18 protein-coding genes are annotated in these 17,070 nt (G+C 41.5%); 16 read left to right on the plus strand and 2 right to left on the minus strand.

Annotated elements, in window-relative coordinates; genetic code table 11:
• Positions 1-3 precede the first annotated feature (3 nt).
• From dmpG to IW510_RS00855, 11 genes are all read left to right on the plus strand, one after another.
• The gene (gene dmpG, locus IW510_RS00805; protein ID WP_202055736.1) at positions 4-1,011 is read left to right on the plus strand and encodes a 4-hydroxy-2-oxovalerate aldolase; all 1,008 of its coding nucleotides are present in this window, start codon (positions 4-6) and stop codon (positions 1,009-1,011) included.
• Positions 1,012-1,028: 17 nt separating this feature from the next.
• Positions 1,029-1,817, plus strand: a complete 789-nt coding sequence (locus IW510_RS00810) for a 2-keto-4-pentenoate hydratase (protein WP_202055744.1) — start codon at positions 1,029-1,031, stop codon at positions 1,815-1,817.
• Between the two features lie 12 nt (positions 1,818-1,829).
• Positions 1,830-2,021, plus strand: a complete 192-nt coding sequence (locus IW510_RS00815; RefSeq protein ID WP_202055745.1) for a 4-oxalocrotonate tautomerase — start codon at positions 1,830-1,832, stop codon at positions 2,019-2,021.
• A gap of 15 nt (positions 2,022-2,036) precedes the next feature.
• The gene (locus tag IW510_RS00820) at positions 2,037-3,035 is read left to right on the plus strand and encodes a VOC family protein (protein WP_202055747.1); all 999 of its coding nucleotides are present in this window, start codon (positions 2,037-2,039) and stop codon (positions 3,033-3,035) included.
• A gap of 241 nt (positions 3,036-3,276) precedes the next feature.
• Positions 3,277-4,104 carry an alpha/beta fold hydrolase gene (locus tag IW510_RS00825; RefSeq protein WP_202055749.1) on the plus strand — a complete coding sequence of 276 codons (828 nt, stop codon included), beginning with the start codon at positions 3,277-3,279 and terminating at the stop codon, positions 4,102-4,104.
• 448 nt (positions 4,105-4,552) lie between these two features.
• On the plus strand, positions 4,553-6,091 hold the full coding sequence (speD, locus tag IW510_RS00830; RefSeq protein WP_202055752.1) for an adenosylmethionine decarboxylase: 1,539 nt from the start codon (positions 4,553-4,555) through the stop codon (positions 6,089-6,091).
• 302 nt (positions 6,092-6,393) lie between these two features.
• Complete coding sequence (gene sapR / locus IW510_RS00835; protein WP_202055754.1) at positions 6,394-7,068, plus strand: two-component system response regulator SapR; 675 nt, start codon at positions 6,394-6,396, stop codon at positions 7,066-7,068.
• 18 nt (positions 7,069-7,086) lie between these two features.
• Positions 7,087-8,115: a two-component system sensor histidine kinase SapS gene (gene sapS, locus IW510_RS00840; RefSeq protein ID WP_202055756.1), complete on the plus strand. Its 1,029-nt coding sequence runs from the start codon at positions 7,087-7,089 to the stop codon at positions 8,113-8,115.
• Between the two features lie 232 nt (positions 8,116-8,347).
• Complete coding sequence (locus IW510_RS00845; RefSeq protein WP_202055758.1) at positions 8,348-8,674, plus strand: DUF6442 family protein; 327 nt, start codon at positions 8,348-8,350, stop codon at positions 8,672-8,674.
• A gap of 4 nt (positions 8,675-8,678) precedes the next feature.
• Positions 8,679-8,885: a helix-turn-helix transcriptional regulator gene (locus IW510_RS00850; RefSeq protein ID WP_202055760.1), complete on the plus strand. Its 207-nt coding sequence runs from the start codon at positions 8,679-8,681 to the stop codon at positions 8,883-8,885.
• A gap of 338 nt (positions 8,886-9,223) precedes the next feature.
• Positions 9,224-10,609, plus strand: a complete 1,386-nt coding sequence (locus tag IW510_RS00855; protein WP_202055762.1) for an amino acid permease — start codon at positions 9,224-9,226, stop codon at positions 10,607-10,609.
• Between the two features lie 121 nt (positions 10,610-10,730).
• Here the strand turns inward: IW510_RS00855 and IW510_RS00860 are convergent, their stop codons facing one another.
• Positions 10,731-11,312 carry a YdcF family protein gene (locus tag IW510_RS00860; protein WP_202055763.1) on the minus strand — a complete coding sequence of 194 codons (582 nt, stop codon included), beginning with the start codon at positions 11,310-11,312 and terminating at the stop codon, positions 10,731-10,733.
• Positions 11,313-11,709: 397 nt separating this feature from the next.
• Here IW510_RS00860 and IW510_RS00865 point away from each other — a divergent pair, with 397 nt between their 5' ends.
• From IW510_RS00865 to IW510_RS00875, 3 genes are all read left to right on the plus strand, one after another.
• Entirely contained in the window at positions 11,710-13,194 is a 1,485-nt protein-coding gene (locus IW510_RS00865; RefSeq protein WP_202055765.1) for a L,D-transpeptidase, read from the plus strand.
• A gap of 80 nt (positions 13,195-13,274) precedes the next feature.
• On the plus strand, positions 13,275-13,667 hold the full coding sequence (locus tag IW510_RS00870; protein ID WP_202055767.1) for a HEAT repeat domain-containing protein: 393 nt from the start codon (positions 13,275-13,277) through the stop codon (positions 13,665-13,667).
• A 181-nt stretch (positions 13,668-13,848) separates the two neighbouring features.
• Complete coding sequence (locus IW510_RS00875; RefSeq protein ID WP_202055769.1) at positions 13,849-14,028, plus strand: 2-hydroxymuconate tautomerase; 180 nt, start codon at positions 13,849-13,851, stop codon at positions 14,026-14,028.
• Between the two features lie 194 nt (positions 14,029-14,222).
• On the opposite strand, the gene IW510_RS00880 is transcribed toward IW510_RS00875, so the two are convergent.
• Positions 14,223-14,483: a zinc-ribbon domain-containing protein gene (locus IW510_RS00880; RefSeq protein WP_202055771.1), complete on the minus strand. Its 261-nt coding sequence runs from the start codon at positions 14,481-14,483 to the stop codon at positions 14,223-14,225.
• 249 nt (positions 14,484-14,732) lie between these two features.
• Here IW510_RS00880 and IW510_RS00885 point away from each other — a divergent pair, with 249 nt between their 5' ends.
• Together IW510_RS00885 and thrS are read left to right on the plus strand one after the other, a co-directional pair.
• Complete coding sequence (locus IW510_RS00885; protein ID WP_202055773.1) at positions 14,733-14,933, plus strand: hypothetical protein; 201 nt, start codon at positions 14,733-14,735, stop codon at positions 14,931-14,933.
• 196 nt (positions 14,934-15,129) lie between these two features.
• A complete protein-coding gene (thrS, locus tag IW510_RS00890) occupies positions 15,130-17,067 on the plus strand; it encodes a threonine--tRNA ligase (RefSeq protein ID WP_202055783.1) in 1,938 nt (645 codons plus the stop codon).
• The last annotated feature ends 3 nt before the right edge of the window (positions 17,068-17,070 follow it).

The following is a 17,070-nucleotide window of genomic DNA, read 5'->3' on the forward strand; positions in this document are numbered from 1 at the left end:
GACGTGTTTGATGATTTAGATGTAATCATTACTGAGGTCGCGTTGCGTGACGGCAGCCATGCGGTAAGCCATAGCTTTACAGAAGAGCAGGTTCGTCAAGTGGTTGGTGCACTGGATAAAGCCAGAGTCCCTTATATTGAAGTTTCTCATGGAGATGGTTTGGGTGGAAGTACACTGCAATATGGTCTTTCAAAAGTTGATGAATTTAAGTTGATTCAAGCAGCTGTGGAAACGGCTGAGTTTTCAAAAATAGCGGTTCTATTGTTACCGGGGATTGGCACCGTTCACGAGCTGAAAAGGGCAAAGGATTTGGGTGCCTCACTAGTCAGAGTGGCTACCCATGTCACGGAAGCAGATGTTTCCGCACAGCATATTCAAGAGGCCAGAAAAATGGGGCTGACGACCTTTGGCTTCTTGATGATGTCACATATGGCACCTATTGAAAAGCTGGTTGAGCAAGCAAAACTGATGGAAAGTTATGGTGCAGAAGCTGTTTACATGACTGATTCAGCTGGTGCCTTGCTTCCGGACCAAGTCTACGAACGGATTTCTGCGCTGAAGGACGCATTGACTATTGAGGTGGGCTTTCATGCACATAATAATTTGGGGCTGGCTATGGGCAATACGCTTGAAGCGATTCGAGCGGGTGCAACACGAATCGATGGCAGTATTCGATCACTTGGTGCCGGCGCCGGAAATACTCAGACAGAGGTTCTTGCTGCAGTTCTTGAGAAAAAAGGGATACGGACAGGAATCGACCTCTACAATATTATGGATGCTGCTGAGGATGTTGTTGCCCCATTATTGAAAACACCACAGGAAATAACAAAGGATAGTCTGACGATGGGGTATGCCGGAGTTTATTCCAGTTTTCAGCTTCATGCTAAGCGAGCAGGACAGAAATACGGGGTTGATCCACGGGATATTCTGATTGAATTGGGCAAACAAAAGGTCGTTGGCGGACAGGAAGACATGATTATCGATGTAGCCAAACGAATGGTTAATCGCTAGAAAAGGAGGGCAGATACTTGGAGTTGGAGAAAATAGAGAAGCTGGTTAATCATCTGTTGAGCGCTCAGGACAAGCACACTGAAATTAACAAGCTGACTGAGACACATTGTCCGGATTTGACAATCAAAGAAGCATACGCCATACAGAAAGCACTTATAGAAAAAAGACTGGCTCGTGGTGAAGCAATCGCTGGACCTAAAATGGGGCTGACCAGTCAAGCTAAGCTGCAGCAGATGGCTGTTGATGACCCCATTTATGGCTACGTACTTGATTCAATGCTAATTGAAGATGGCGGCACGATAGCAATCAACGAGTATATCCATCCTAAGGTGGAGCCGGAGCTGGGCTTTGTTTTAAAAGAAGAGATAAAGGGACCGGGTGTGACAAAAGAAGATGTTCTAGCAGCGACGGACTTCATTTTTCCTGCAATAGAAATCATCGACAGTCGTTATCGTAATTTTCAATTTACGCTACCTGATGTGATAGCAGACAATGCTTCTGCAGCAGGAGCTGTATTCGGAACCTCTATCAAAAAACTTGGAACACTGGACTTAGAGACTATTGGTGTGGTTCTGGAAATAAATGGAAAAGTAAAGGAAGTCGGTGCCGGTGCTGCTGTTCTTAATCATCCGGCAGAAGCCGTTGCCCGACTGGTAAATATACTAGCAGAACAAGGGAAATCCGTAAAACCCGGACAGCCGATACTTACAGGGGCTATGACTGCAGCTGTAAAGATTGAGGCGGGAGATTACGTTGAAGTAAAATTTGGAGAAGGAGTAGGAGTGGTTCGCTTGTTTGTATCGTAGGAGGAAAGGAAAATGCCGTTTATTCACATTGAGATTCTTGAAGGTCGCTCTGAAGAAAAAATAGAAGAATTGATAGTTGAGCTAACAAAGACGACGGAACAAGTCTTAGGCTCATCGAAGCAAAGTATTCGTGTAATTGTTAATGAAATACCGAAAACCCATTGGGGAATGGGTGGAATATCTGCTAAAAAATTAGGAAGATAAAAGGAGAAATTAATCATGACAACTAAAAATTTGGAACCTTTATTCGAAGTCGCTCAATTAGCAATGGTCAACCTTTACACACCGAAGTTGGAAGAGTCAATCAAGTTTTTTGAAGTGATGGGCATGATCGTCGTTCATACAGATGAAGAAGGCAGTGTCTACATGCGTGCCTATGAAGATCCTTACAAATACAGCATGAAGCTGACACCGCACCATGAGGCTGGATTGGTCAAAGCCAGCTGGCGAGCAACCAGTCAGGCGGCTATGGATCGTCGAGTAGAAGTATTATCTAATCTCCCTCAAGGAAAAGGCTGGGTTGAGCCGGCATACGGCAGAGGAAAAGCCTACGAGTTTACTAGTCCGGACAATCACTTATTTGAAATCTTCTTTGATGTAGAGTATTACGAAGCGCCGGAAGAATTAAAATCTAAACTAAATAACCGTCCGCAACGTCGCCCGTTGACCGGTGTACCAGTTCGCCGCTTGGATCATATGAATTGCTTAGCGAAGGATGTAGACAAGAATGTCGACTTCTTCACCGAACACCTTGGCTTCAATGTGCGTGAGTATCTGGCAAAAGAGGATGGTTCAAAGGGTGCTGCATGGTTATCTGTTTCACCATTGGTTCATGAGATTGCCTTTATGACAGATGGTATGATGGAAAAAGCGGCACCGGGTCGTCTCCATCATGTGGCTTATTGGTTCGGTGATCCTCAAGATTTAGAATACCTGTCAGATGCGTTGACGGAATTGGGTATCCCTGTTGAGGCAGGTCCGCTGAAGCATGGTGTGTCTCAGGCAAAATGTATGTATGCCATCGAACCGGGTGGGAACCGTATTGAGCTCTTTGGTGATACTGGCTACTTAATCTTTGATCCGACTTGGAAGCCGGTCGAGTGGAACATTGATGATGCTGAAAAAGCAATCATTTGGTATGGGGCAGGCTTACCACACAGCTACTTCCGTTATGGTACACCAGTGATTGAAGATTCAGAAATCAAACCATTTTATTAAGTATACAACTGAATAATTGCGGTCAGGACAAAGACAGCTGTATTTTCGGTTTTCAGGTAACTGTTACTGAAAAAAAGCTGCTTTGCTCCGGCCGCTTCTATGAGTTTAGCATCAACATCGTGTGAATAAGTTTGTTTATTTACACCGTTTTAGTTGAAGTAAAAGAGCATAAATTTTTGAAAAGAAGAGTACAGAGGAACGTTAGGCGTCCACTATAACATTTATATAGGGAGAGAGAAGAATGGAACAGAGACCGGAAATTGCGAATATGATTCAAACAGGAAATTTTAAGACGAATTACCATGATGTTGGAAATAAGGATGGCGAGAAAATCGTACTTCTTCATGGCTCGGGTCCCGGGGTAACTGCTTGGGCGAATTGGAATAAGCTCTTCACGCTTTGGGATAAGGACTATCATATGTATGCACCGGATATGGTGGGCTTTGGCTATACAGAAAGACCGGCAGGCATTAGTTATAACATGAATGTCTGGGTACAACAGACTATCGATTTTTTTGATGCAGCAGGGATTGAAAAAGCCAATTTGATTGGGAATTCTTTTGGTGGTGCCTTGGCTTTATCCATAGCAATCAAGTATCCGGAGCGAGTAAACAAATTGATACTGATGGGAAGTATGGGCGTCAGCTTCCCCATCACGTATGGGTTGGATCGTGTATGGGGCTATCAGCCTTCGCTGGCAAATATGGAGGAGCTGTTGGAAATCTTTACTTACGATCATTCTTTTGTTACACCGGATTTAATCAAAACACGTTATGAATCCAGTAAAAAAGCAGAATTTCATGAAAGCTTTTCTTCAATGTTTCCAGAGCCGCGCCAAAACAGTGTGGAGGCGATGGCAGGTAATAAGGACTATATCCGAGATATTCCTCATGACACCTTGGTTGTGCATGGTCGTGAAGACCGCGTGATTCCCGTGGAAACGTCGCTGGAGCTTGCGAAAACAATTAAGAATTCAGAGCTGCACATTTTTGGAAAATGTGGACACTGGACGCAAATTGAGCAAACCCAACGATTTGCAGATACTGTAAAAAGCTTTATTGAGAAGTAAAAGAAAGCGTAAAATCGTGTAGGACCAACGATTTTACGCTTTTTCTCAGGCTGCTTTCCCTATCCTGTATTTGATTCAAAACAGCTAGTATGGTATATTGTATTGGAAATTATTTTGAGTAAAGTAAGTGAAATTAAATAGCTGAGGTGTGCTTTTTGAGCAGTGTGACGATATCTATCTAGACTAATTTAATAACCAAAAAAACGATAGTTTATTTTGGTGTGTCTATAGGTATTCTTACATCCTCAAAATATTTTAAGTACACTTACGTATGTAAAGGTCTTTGAATAGGATTGAACGGTTGGGAATTTCCCAGCCTTTTTTATTTCCTTTGATAGCCAATAGAATAGTAGATAACATTAATTAAATTAGTGCGGATAGTCATTTCATCGAGAGTAAACAACGAAGGGATGGACTGGTTCAACGCACATAAGCGGAACCGTAACGAATGAATATAGCGAAAAAAATTAAGAAACAAACGAATTTGAGAGAATCAGAAGAGGTCATTGAAATCCTACTGATTGAGCTTTACTTACGACATCGTTTGTCAACAAGATGTATGGCAGATAGAGTGAATCTGCCGCTTCCGGTAGTCTCCGCAATAAGAAAAGAGCTGAAGAGAGCAGGACTTGTCACAGAACAGCAAGGAGCGGTTCTCACTAGGAGGGGGCGTCTCTATGTGGAACAACAGCTTGGCTGGTTAGCCATTGATTCCGAGAAGTATCTCAGGCTTTTGGATTCAACTTTAGAGAAGGAAGCGTTAAAGAACGAGCTGGTACAGGAATTAGAGGCTGCAATAAGTAATCGACCTGTAGTCGAAGTGGCTTACGACCAAGCGTTCGCGACACTTGAAACAATCGTTGATCGCGCCTTTCTGTTGCTGACAGACTGTACATTTCCAAAGAAACACATATTATTCCTAGGTGATGACGATTTGACATCATTAGCAGTTGGCCTGCTAGTAAAAAAAATCCAACGAAGAGCAATTGAAGAAAGTATCAGGCTGACGGTGTATGAGCTGTCTGCGGGAATCATTGATTGCATTGAGACTACAGCTGAAAAATTGGGTCTAGTTATCTGTTGTGAACAAGTTGATTTTCGTCAAGGTTCGTGTAAATGGTTTAATCATCAATTTGATTCAATTTTTGTCGATCCGCCTTATACACTTTCCGGCTTGAAGCTGTTTTTGTCACGTGCCGTTTCCAGCAGTAAGCTTGGGAACAGTAAAATCTATTTATCCTTTGGAGAAAGGGACCCGGAGAGTCAATTGGCAACTCAGCATTTATTCAGCCAGCAAAATCTGCTCATCGATCAGATTCGACCAAAGTTTAACCATTATTCAGGTGCTTCGATTATCAATGGTGTGAGTACACTCTATGAATTGTCGACACAGGCGGACAGCTATGCCAATATTTTAGCTGAAAAGCCATACCTTGAGCTCATGTATACAGGAGAGCTGAATCCTCGTAATACAGTATATCGATGCCAAAACTGCCAACAAACTTATATCATAGGTGCTAAACAGACATTCAAAACGATTGAGTATTTAAAAGCACAGTGTTGCTCTGCCTGCGGCTCGGATAATTTTTTGCGAGTATCCCGTGAGGCGGCAGCCGCGACTGTTTCACATGAAAAGTGGTATCTGGGCGATCATTATTTAATAGAACTAAAGAGCTGTCCTCAAGAGCTTTTGGCATCTGTTTCGACTGTCGAGCAAACGATGCTGGCCATTGTAGAGACCTGTGATTTAGCAGCAGTAACTCACTACTTTCATCAATTTGAGCCATGGGGTGTCAGCGGTGTGGTGGTTCTTAAGGAATCTCATTTTACGATTCATACTTGGCCGGAGGAAAATTATGCAGCTGTCGATCTTTTTGTCTGCCAAGAGCTTTCTTCCAAAGAACAATTTATTTCATTAGTAACCGATTTATTTGGTGCAGGGGAAATGGTGTATCAGATGGTTAAGCGGGGGGAACGAATGGGATAGGTAGACTGGCTTGTCTTTGGTAACAATAATTTCTTGTAAGTTTCCGCTCTGTTCCGTTTTTCTATATCGAGCGACTCGTTCGGCTTTTCCGTTTGTCTAGCTTCACGAGTCAGCTCATTTGACGATAAGATAAACTGTCTTCAGTGGTAAAGGACACCACTGAGCCAGTTTACTATATCGCGCATGAGCTAAGCGACTCGTTCAGCTTTTCCATGTATAAAATCGGCTAAAAGGCCTATATAAATGACGGAAGATTTCTGATAATGTAAAATAGAATGTAGAAGATTAACGGAGGGGATTACATGGCGAAAATCATGATTGTGGAAGACGAGGCGACGATTCGCGGCTTGATTATGAAAGAGTTGGAAAAATGGGAAATGACTGTATTTGGTACAACGGACTTTCATCAGGTGTTTGAAGATTTTCAAAGCGAAGAGCCGCAGCTGGTTCTTTTAGATATCAACCTTCCTGTATACGATGGGTATTATTGGTGTCAGAAAATTCGTGAGGTCTCTAAGGTTCCAATCATCTTTATTTCCAGTCGGAATACAAACATGGATATGATTATGGCAATGAATATGGGAGCGGATGATTTTGTGACGAAGCCTTTCCAGATAGACGTGTTGGTTGCTAAAATCAATGCACTTTTGCGTCGTTCATACAATTACTCTGAGCCGGGAAATGAGGTTATGGAGCACAACGGAATCACTCTGAACTTAGATAATGGCAATATGGAGATTGCCGGAGAAACGATTGATCTCAGCAAAAATGAATACCGTCTGCTTTATTTGTTGATGAAGAAGCATGGAAAGATTTTGACCAGAGAAAAACTACTTCGTTCTCTTTGGGAGGATGAACGTTTTGTTGACGACAATACCTTAACAGTAAATATCAACCGTCTAAGAAAGAAAATTGAACAAGCGGGTATTAATGGATACATTGAAACCAAGGTAGGTCAGGGATATATTGTTCCTTAGACTGGTTAGGAGAAAGATATGGCATTTTTGAAATACTTAAGGGATCAATGGCTTTTTATCTCCGGCTGGTTGTCCTTTATGGGCTTAACGAGCTTGATTTTATGGCTGTCTCCGTCGCTGCACCTTAGCTTTTCATCTATCGGCTATTTACTGCTTTTAGGCTTGCTATTGTTGCTGGCAGTTTTAGCTATTGATTTTTTTCTGAAAAAAAGATGGTGGAAGGCTCTTGACCCAAATGGGCAACCCCCGATGCTGGATCAATACTTAAAAAATGCTTCCCGCTCAGATGAAAAGCTGGTACAGGAGTATGTCAATGGTTTGTTGATTGAGCACAATAAGGTCATGGAGCAAGTAATTGATAATCAGGAGGGGTATAAGGACTACCTTAATTCATGGGTTCATGAGATTAAAGTTCCTTTGGCTGCGCTACACCTGTTACTGGACTCCTTTGAGGATGATATTTCTGATGAAGCGTACTATCAAACTGAAAATGAATTGGTCAAAATTGATGAACATGTCGATCAGGTTCTATATTATTCCAGATTAGACAGCTTTTCCAGAGATTATTTGATTCAGGAATATTCATTGAAAAAGCTTGTTCAGTCTGTAGTAAAAACACAAGCTAATTATTTTATTCAAAAGAACCTTCGCTTCTCACTCCTTGGAGAGGATCAACGTGTGCTTACTGATGGGAAATGGCTGGAGTTCATTTTTAAGCAGCTGTTAAGTAATGCCGTAAAGTATACGCCGGCAGGAGGAGAAATTACTGTTCAATTGTCTAAAAATAAAGAAGGGGTTCTTCTTTCACTTACAGATTCAGGAATTGGTATTCCAAAAAAGGATATTCACCGAATTTTTGACAAAGGCTTTACCGGAGAAAATGGTCGGTTAAGTGAACAGCATGCGACAGGCTTGGGACTTTATTTGGCAAAAAGCTTATCCGATAAGCTTGGACATCAGCTGGCGGTGGAATCAGAGGTAGGGAAGGGCACAACGTTGCAGCTCTTCTTTCCGGTTATCAGCTACTATCAAGAAGCTCGAGGTTAAGTAGCGACGAGATAGTTGACTGTTTTTGCTAGTTAGAAGAATCACTATAGAAGATTAATGAGTAGAACGCTAATTGTTCTGCTCATTTTTTTTTGAAGAAAAATCATGCCAAGTTTTATTGTCAAAAAAATGTTGACAATAAAACTTGGCATGTTATACTTGTTTTGACAAGTAAACTTGGTATTTTTGGATAAGGTCTTATTACTTTAAAGGAACAGCAGGAGGAAATGAAATGGATAAAGAAGAATTACTGCAAAGAGCGCGAAACTCTAAAAATGGTGAGAAAGATGGAATTGAGCAGCAACAGATGTTGGAGGGCGCGAGATATGGGGCACTTGTGTTTAGTGTTCTCATGGTTGTGCTGATGCTTTATACTCTTGTGAAGTGGCGGATTACAGAGCTTACACTGGTGTTGGCAATTACTTGGTTGTATTTTCCGGCAGCTATGTATGGAATGTCTCGCTTAGCTGATAAGAAGGAGCGTCCGACGAAAACGATGGTGGTCTGCTTTATTGCCGGTATAGCATTGCTAATTTCCTACTTTGTGAAGAGTTGGTGATGAGATGAATGAAGAATTAATCCTTAAAAATCATTTGAAAGAAGCAAGGAAGGAAAATCATTTATCACAAGCACAATTGGCAGAGCTTGTAGGGGTTTCAAGAAATACCATCAGCTCCATTGAAACGGGGCAGTTCAATCCAACGGCTAAATTGGCCTTGATTTTATGCATTGCCTTGGAAAAGAAGTTTGAAGAGTTGTTCTACTTCTAATAGGCAAAATTGATTTACTCGCATAGATGAGTCCGCGGTAGAAGGCAGGCCACTTCTCAAAAGGAGGGTCTGTCTTTATTGTCGTGGTAGGCAAAGGAAAATATCTGATTGATTGCTGTCTATCCATGTCTTGTTTTTTTATCATTTTCTTATTGTACATCGTACAGGTTTATTGTTAGACTATTGGAGGAATGCATTTGACAGGTGCTTGGCAAGAGGTATATTTACTGATTAAGCGATAGAACACCTGCCATCTTTTTCTTTGCGTTCTATTATCCAACCGTTGAGATGTATAGAGGGGATAATTGGGGATGTAAAACTATTTTTTGGAGGAAATCATGTCTATATTTAGAAGAAAAGCGCTGACAGCACCAACAGCTGAGAGCAGTGGAATGAAAAAGGAGTTAAAAACCAGTGATTTAATCATGTTGGGAATTGGTGCAATTGTTGGTACAGGTATTTTCGTTATTACAGGTGTAGCGGCGAAGGAAAGTGCAGGACCCGCGTTAACACTGTCATTTTTAGTGGCAGCCGGTGCAATCATTCTTTCCGGATTATGCTATGCAGAGTTTGCTTCGCGGATTCCTGTATTGGGCGGTCCTTATGCCTATATGTATGTAGTGTTTGGCGAAATCGTCGCGTGGATGACAGGCTGGTTGGTCATCTGTGAATTTTTCTTGGCAGTGTCCTCCGTTGCTTCCGGGTGGTCGGGCTATGTTCAAGGCTTTTTGAGTAGTCTGGGCGTGGAATTGCCGCAGGCTCTAAGCGGTGCGTACAATGCTGCAGATGGAACCGTCGTTGATTTGATTGCTGTACTGGTACTGATATTTGTTACCTTTTGGGTATCGTTAGAGGCAAAAACTGCGTTGCGTCTGAATAATCTGATGGTTTATGTAAAGTTTGGTATTATTTTATTATTCATTGTTGTAGGTGTTTTTTATGTCAAACCTGATAATTGGCAGCCGTTTATGCCTTTTGGTTTTTCCGGTGTAATCAGTGGTGCAGCCATTGTATTCTTTGCTTTTCTTGGTTTCGATGCCGTAAGTATGGCTGCGGAAGAAGTGAAGAATCCTCAGAGAGATATTCCAAGAGGGATTATCGGTTCAATTCTTATTGCGACCGTCTTGTATATTGTTGTGACATTAATTCTAACTGGGATTGTACCGTATACTTCGTTAGGTGTGAAAGATCCGGTAGCCTTTGCGATGCGTTTCGTTGAAAAGGATGCAGTGGCAGGCATTATTTCTGTTGGTGCGATTTTAACATTGCTGACGGTTACGATTGCCATGATGTATAGCTTGGCTCGAATTGTTTATGCCATCAGCAAGGATGGACTATTACCAAAATTCATGAGTAAAATTGATCCAAAGAGACGGACACCGAAAAATGCGACATACGTTGCAGGTGTTGCTTCAATGCTTTTTGCAGGTTTCTTTCCGTTAAATCTTTTGGCTGAGCTGACGAATATTGTGACACTGATGTACTTGATTTTCATGGGCTTTGGAATTCTCCGCTTAAGAAAGATGTTTGGTGAACCAAAGAAAGGCGAATTTCGAATTCCTTTCGTTCCTGTCTTGCCATTGGTTTTAGTGGTGGTGAGTGGAGCACTTATGCTGCAGCTGCAGGCCGCTACTTGGCGCGTATTTGCCGTTGCATTGGTTGTGGGCTTCATCATCTACTTTGCGTATGGGTATCGCCACAGCAACCTGAACAAGCAGGATTGATAGAATAGAGAATAATAAAAACAGAAGGCACAAAAATCGCTGAAATGATTTTTGTGCCTTCGGTTTTCTGTTTGTTTTATTGCTCGAGAGCTGACCAAGCTCGTGAAGCTTTTCTGATTTATCAATGGGAAAAAATTACTGCGAAGCCTAAGGCTAATACCTCGCGGCTGTACATATTCGCTGTAACTGATGTCCGAGAGCGGGCGGGTAAGCCGCTGACCTCTTTGAGACCTAAACGTCGTGCCAGCAGTTTCGAACGATAGATATGAAAATCACTGGTGATAATCACTGTTTTTCCAAGGTCCTCTTTTTCCATAGCATTGGCAATATTTTCTTTTGTACTTGTAGATAAATCCTCTTTGACAATTTTTTCCTGATCAACATTGTGTTCAATCAGATAGTTCGCCATGACATTGGCTTCGGAATCCGGCTCATCCTTCCCTTGACCGCCGCAGACGATAATCGTTGCCTGTGGATTTTCTTCTATATAGGTTAATGCTTCATTTAGCCGTTCCTTTAGCACACTGCTTGGGTAAGCTGTTTCTTTACTGCTGCCTTTAACCTGTGCGCCAAGTATCAGCACAGTGTCAGGATTTTCAGCGGGTGTATCTTTTGTTCCTTGTACAATCAATAACAGCATGGTACCGGCATAGATAATGCCAATCCCAATTAAGAGAGCCAACAACTTTAACATTTTTTTCATCCTACCCCTTCTTTCTTCACTTATATAGTTTAGAGCATGACACATGCAAATTTTTTTATCTTTACAGACTTTAAATAAATTTTAAACATCTTTAGCTATTCTTGAAGGATTTCTAACAGAAAGCGTTAAGCATTTTGGAACTTATAAAAAGCAAATAAGTAGAAAACATTTAAGTATTCCTATATGATTGATAGGTAGTATTGCTGATGAACAGTTGCTGAATTGACTATTTTTTCGAAGAGATTCTAAAAATTCGCAAAGAAAGTCTACGATAATCCTACGGTTTGTGGTAAAATAGGAAAATGTCTAGTTATAGGAATTATCTATTTTGTAGAGTGGAATAGTAAGGGCATGTGTTGGTTGAACTAGTATAAAAATAAAAAGGAAGATCGATGAAATGGAAGAAAAAGAATTAGAAACGCGGAGTACACGGAGTGCCCGAACAAGTGGCAAGCAAAATAATAAGCAGCCTAAAAATAAGAAGAGCCGTTCTATATACATACCGATGATTGCAGCAATTATGATATTTACTCTATTTTTATCTATCGGTTATGTATTTTTCCAGTCACACTTTTTGCCGACAGCAGAAGCGAATGGTGTAAAAATCGGCTGGATGAATGTTGATGCCGCTCAAAAGAAATTGGAAGAGCTTAATGACTCCAAACAGGTTGTCATTGAATCTGCCAATGGTGAGCAGCAGGTAATTGAATTACCTGAAAAGTATAGCGTAACAAAAGAATTTTTGGATGAGAACATGGGGCAATCATCTATTACATTGCCAATCAATGAGACATTCAAAACGGACTTGGAAACAAAGTTGAATGAACTGACTTTTGCGGAAGGTGCTCCTAGTCAAGATGCATACATAGAGCGTGGAGAAGCAGGATTTCAGATTGTTGCTGAGCAGTATGGAACCATTGTTGATAAAGAAAGTCTAATGAAAAAAGTTCTTGAAGATGTGGAGAAAAACACAGGGAATTATACGTATAATGTTGCTGATTTTTATCAGAAGCCTGCTGTTTTAAAGGATAGCGAGGAGCTGGCTAATCAGCTGACTGCTTTGACACAGAAAGAAAATAAGACGATTACAGTGGCAATCAGTGATAAGACAGTGGACATTCCCAAAGAAACACTTCAGACTTTCCTTAATGGCGATGGCAATGCAGATGCTGCAGCGATTGAGGCTTGGGTAGTACAAATTAGTCCGGAATATTCATCCATCAGTCAGCCTATCACATTTACAAATGTTCATGGTGAGACACGACGCTATCAAAACAATGGTAGCTATGGCTGGTCAATTAATACGGCAGAAACAGCAGCATTGATTGCGCAGGCAATAGATAGCGCGAATGTTACTGAAACGGTTACAGCAGTTATTGATGGAGACATCAATCAATCTTCTGTGGTCAATCAAACCTATGTTGAAGTTGATTTGAACGATCAAATGATGTACTTTTTCCAAAATGGTGTGAAGACAGTGGAGACACCTGTAATCACTGGCCGATACAACAAAGGAACTGCTACAGTACCAGGCTTCCATACCATTCTTTATAAGGATACAAATACGAAATTGGAAGGCTCAATGTTAGATGGCTCAAGATACAGTGTGCCGGTAACTTACTGGATGCCATTATTGAGTTATGGCGGTGTAGTTACTCAAATCGGTCTCCATGATGCAGATTACAAGCTAGAGCATTTTGGGAACAAACAAGCGTATATGACTGATCTTGGAAGTAACGGCTGTATCAATACGCCAGGTGAGGCAATGGCTCAAATATTTGAAGGCTCCTATCCGGGAATGCCGGTCATCATCTATGGAACAATCTACGATGATGCACCTAGTGAGTTCGATAAGCCTGTTGATCACGGGGAACCAGTATAGGATAATCAACAGACCGAGGGATATAATCTTTCGGTCTGTTTTTTTATGGAATGGAAATATATTTAACTAGGAGGAAGAAGGTGAATATGATTAAACCTATCTATAAGCCGTTAGAAGAAATAAGCGAGAAAGAAAGTAAAAGAATCCTTGCAAGCGGAACAGTTGAGGAACGAATGCTGCTTCCGCTAAGAGTCGGTGAGTACAGTACGGATTGGAAGCAGGCACAGGATTGCTGCCTCTCTTTAATGGATGACCCGGATGAGCGTGTGCGGGCAAATGCCGCTTTAGGGTTAGCCTATGTTGCACGGACAAAGGGAAAGCTTGAAAAACATAAAGTGAAGCCGATATTGCTGCAGCTTCTAAGGGAGTGTGACGCGTATCGTTGGCGAATTATTGATTCTATTGAAGATATCAATCTCTATCTTGGTTGGAAAATTGGCATAAAGGCGATGAAACGAATACAAGAAAATTAGGAAAGCTGAATGGGCTCGTCCAGCTCATGAAGCTGGACAAACAAGAGGAAATCGATAGATGAGTCTTGACAGTATGTAACTATTTAAGCTGCTTGATTGTAAAGGAATAATCATAGCAGAAAAGAGTGAGGATAGTGTATACTGGTCAATAAACGAATTGAAAAAGAGAGGAAGAATGAAGATGCCATTTGTACATATTGAATTGATTGAGGGTCGTAGCGAAGAGCAGCTAACGAATATGGTAAAGGAAGTAACGCAAGTTGTTTCGAAAAATACTGGAGCGCCGGAGCAAAATATCCATGTAATTGTCAACGAAATGAAAAAGAATCGTTACGCACAGGGCGGAGAATGGAAAAAGTAACAGGGGGATTAGCGGTACACTGCCAAAGAGGCTGAGGAAGCCTTTCTTACTGTACGATTCAACTAGATGTAGAAAGAGACAGGACACGCAGTGTGTTTCTTCAAGAAATACGCATTTTTTGGACCGCCGTTTATCCGTGTTTAGATACGAAGAGAGTTTGGAACTTTATTTTTGTCCCAAACTCTCTTTCATTTTTATTCAGCAGTCGGCTCGGTAGTGGCAACCAGGTACTGGTCAATCATTGCTTTTGTCATCTCTTTTCCATGATGGCAAACCGGACAAAGCATATAATAAGCGGAGGATGTCGTGAATAATGGTATCCAGAAGAGCGTAAATTTCCTGCCGATTTGTTTTGCTTCCATCACTACATCGTTGTTGCAGTTTCCGCAAGTACAGCGGACAATCGTTTCTCCTAAATCCTTTTCAAACCCTCGTGATCCCCAAACAATAAACATAAATAATCTCCTTTTTCCCTTTTATAGACTTTTAGCATAGCAAAGTTTATCTAGCTAGGCAATACCGTGAAACAGTTGTTATTAAATTAATAGCTAAAACGCATGAGAAGCGTTGACCGTGTTCAATAGAAGGAATCAGGAATGGGCATTTTATTCAATTGTTTGCAGAAAGAAAAATGGAAAAGTTGAATTTTCTTGAGAAGGGCTTGCTTTTTTTTTACAGAAGTGATTAAATTAGAACATACTTGATTGAAGCGAAAGACAACTGAACCTGAGAGCAATCTTTTAGAGAGAAAAACCGCGGCTGAAAGTTTTTCAGATGAAGCACAGGGGATGACCACTTTCAAAACCTTTGTTGAAGCAAAGGCGGATCGTACCGTTATCACGTTCAAGGAACAAGGAATATTTGTCTTGTTTAAAATTAGGTGGAACCACGAATCTTCGTCCTAGTATCTAGTCATAGATACTAGGACTTTTTTATTGTCCGGCTTCACGACTAAGCTCGTTCAGCCTTTCGTCGTTCAAGCTATCCGTTTCAACTAATTTTATTTCATTGCCATTCCTGTTATCATTCAAGTGAACAGGTACTATAGGTATGAAAGAACGTTGCTTTTCAATCAATGAAATCAGAGGAGGAATAGATACTATGTCAATCAACATCACATTTCCTGATGGTGCAGTCAAAGAATACGAGGCTGGCATCTCAACTTTGGAAATCGCAAAAGGAATCAGCAACAGTCTGGCAAAAAAAGCTTTGGCTGGAAAATTTAATGGAGAACTGATTGATTTGGAACGTCCAATCGAAGTAGACGGCTCGATTGAAATCGTTACACCGGATCATGAGGATGCGCTAGGTATTTTGCGTCATTCGGCAGCGCACTTGATGGCAAATGCATTGCGTCGTCTTTTCCCAAAAATCAATTTTGGCGTGGGACCTGCTATTGATAGCGGCTTCTACTATGATACTGATAATGGCGAGGCACCTGTTACAGCAGAGGATTTGCCTGCTATCGAAGCTGAGATGATGAAAATTGTTAAGGAAAACAATCCGATTGTACGTAAAGTCGTATCAAAGGCTGAAGCGTTGGAATTATTTGCAGATGACCCATACAAGGTAGAACTGATTAATGAGCTGCCGGAAGACGAAGTGATTACAGTATATGATCAGGGCGATTTCGTTGACTTGTGTCGTGGTGTTCATGTGCCTTCAACAGGCCGTATCCAAATCTTTAAGCTGCTTTCAGTTGCCGGAGCATATTGGAGAGGAAACTCTGACAATCATATGATGCAACGTATCTATGGAACAGCTTTCTTCGATAAAAAAGACTTGAAGGAATTCATCAAGCTGCGTGAAGAAGCGAAGGAAAGAGACCATCGTAAGCTTGGAAAAGAGCTGGATCTGTTCATGATTTCTCAGGAGGTTGGTTCTGGGCTGCCATTCTGGCTGCCAAAGGGTGCAACAATCCGTCGCACTATCGAACGCTATATCACAGATAAGGAAATCAGTCTTGGTTATCAGCATGTCTACACACCAATTATGGCTGACGTGAATCTATACAAAACATCCGGTCACTGGGATCATTACCATGAAGATATGTTCCCACCAATGGATATGGGCGATGGCGAAATGCTGGTGCTGCGTCCGATGAACTGTCCACACCACATGATGGTTTATAAAAATGATATCCACAGCTATCGTGAGCTGCCAATCCGTATTGCCGAGCTGGGTATGATGCACCGTTATGAAAAATCAGGTGCGCTTTCCGGTCTGCAGCGTGTACGTGAAATGACCCTGAATGATGGGCATACATTTGTTCGTCCGGATCAAATTAAAGATGAATTTAAACGTACACTGGAATTGATGGTAGCCGTATATGCAGATTTCAATATTACGGACTATCGTTTCCGTTTGAGCTATCGTGATCCTAATAATACAGACAAGTATTTTGATGATGATGCAATGTGGGAAAAAGCTCAGACAATGCTGAAAGCAGCGATGGATGAGATGGAGCTGGACTACTTTGAAGCAGATGGTGAAGCAGCCTTCTACGGACCAAAATTGGATGTTCAGGTAAAAACAGCTCTTGGCATGGAAGAAACATTGTCTACCATCCAGCTGGATTTCCTATTACCGGAACGCTTTGATCTGACTTATGTCGGAGAAGATGGAGAAAATACACATCGTCCAGTCGTTATCCATAGAGGAATTGTTTCAACGATGGAGCGCTTTGTGGCATATCTGACAGAGGTTTATAAAGGAGCCTTCCCAACGTGGCTGGCACCTGTTCAAGCAACAATCATTCCGGTTTCTGTCGAAGCACATTCTGATTATGCGTATGAAATCAAAGAACGTTTGCAAGCTCAAGGTCTAAGAGTGGAAGTGGACGATCGCAATGAAAAAATGGGCTACAAGATTCGTGCTTCACAAACGCAGAAGGTTCCTTATCAATTAGTTGTAGGGGATAAAGAAGTAGAAGAAGCAACAGTGAATGTTCGCCGCTATGGCAGCAAAGAAACATCTGTAGAAGAATTGAATATTTTTGTAGACAGCATGGCAGCCGAAGTGCAAAACTTTAGCCGTTAAAGT

Source organism: Enterococcus sp. BWR-S5, assembly GCF_016745255.1.
Lineage (GTDB): Bacteria > Bacillota > Bacilli > Lactobacillales > Enterococcaceae > Enterococcus_L.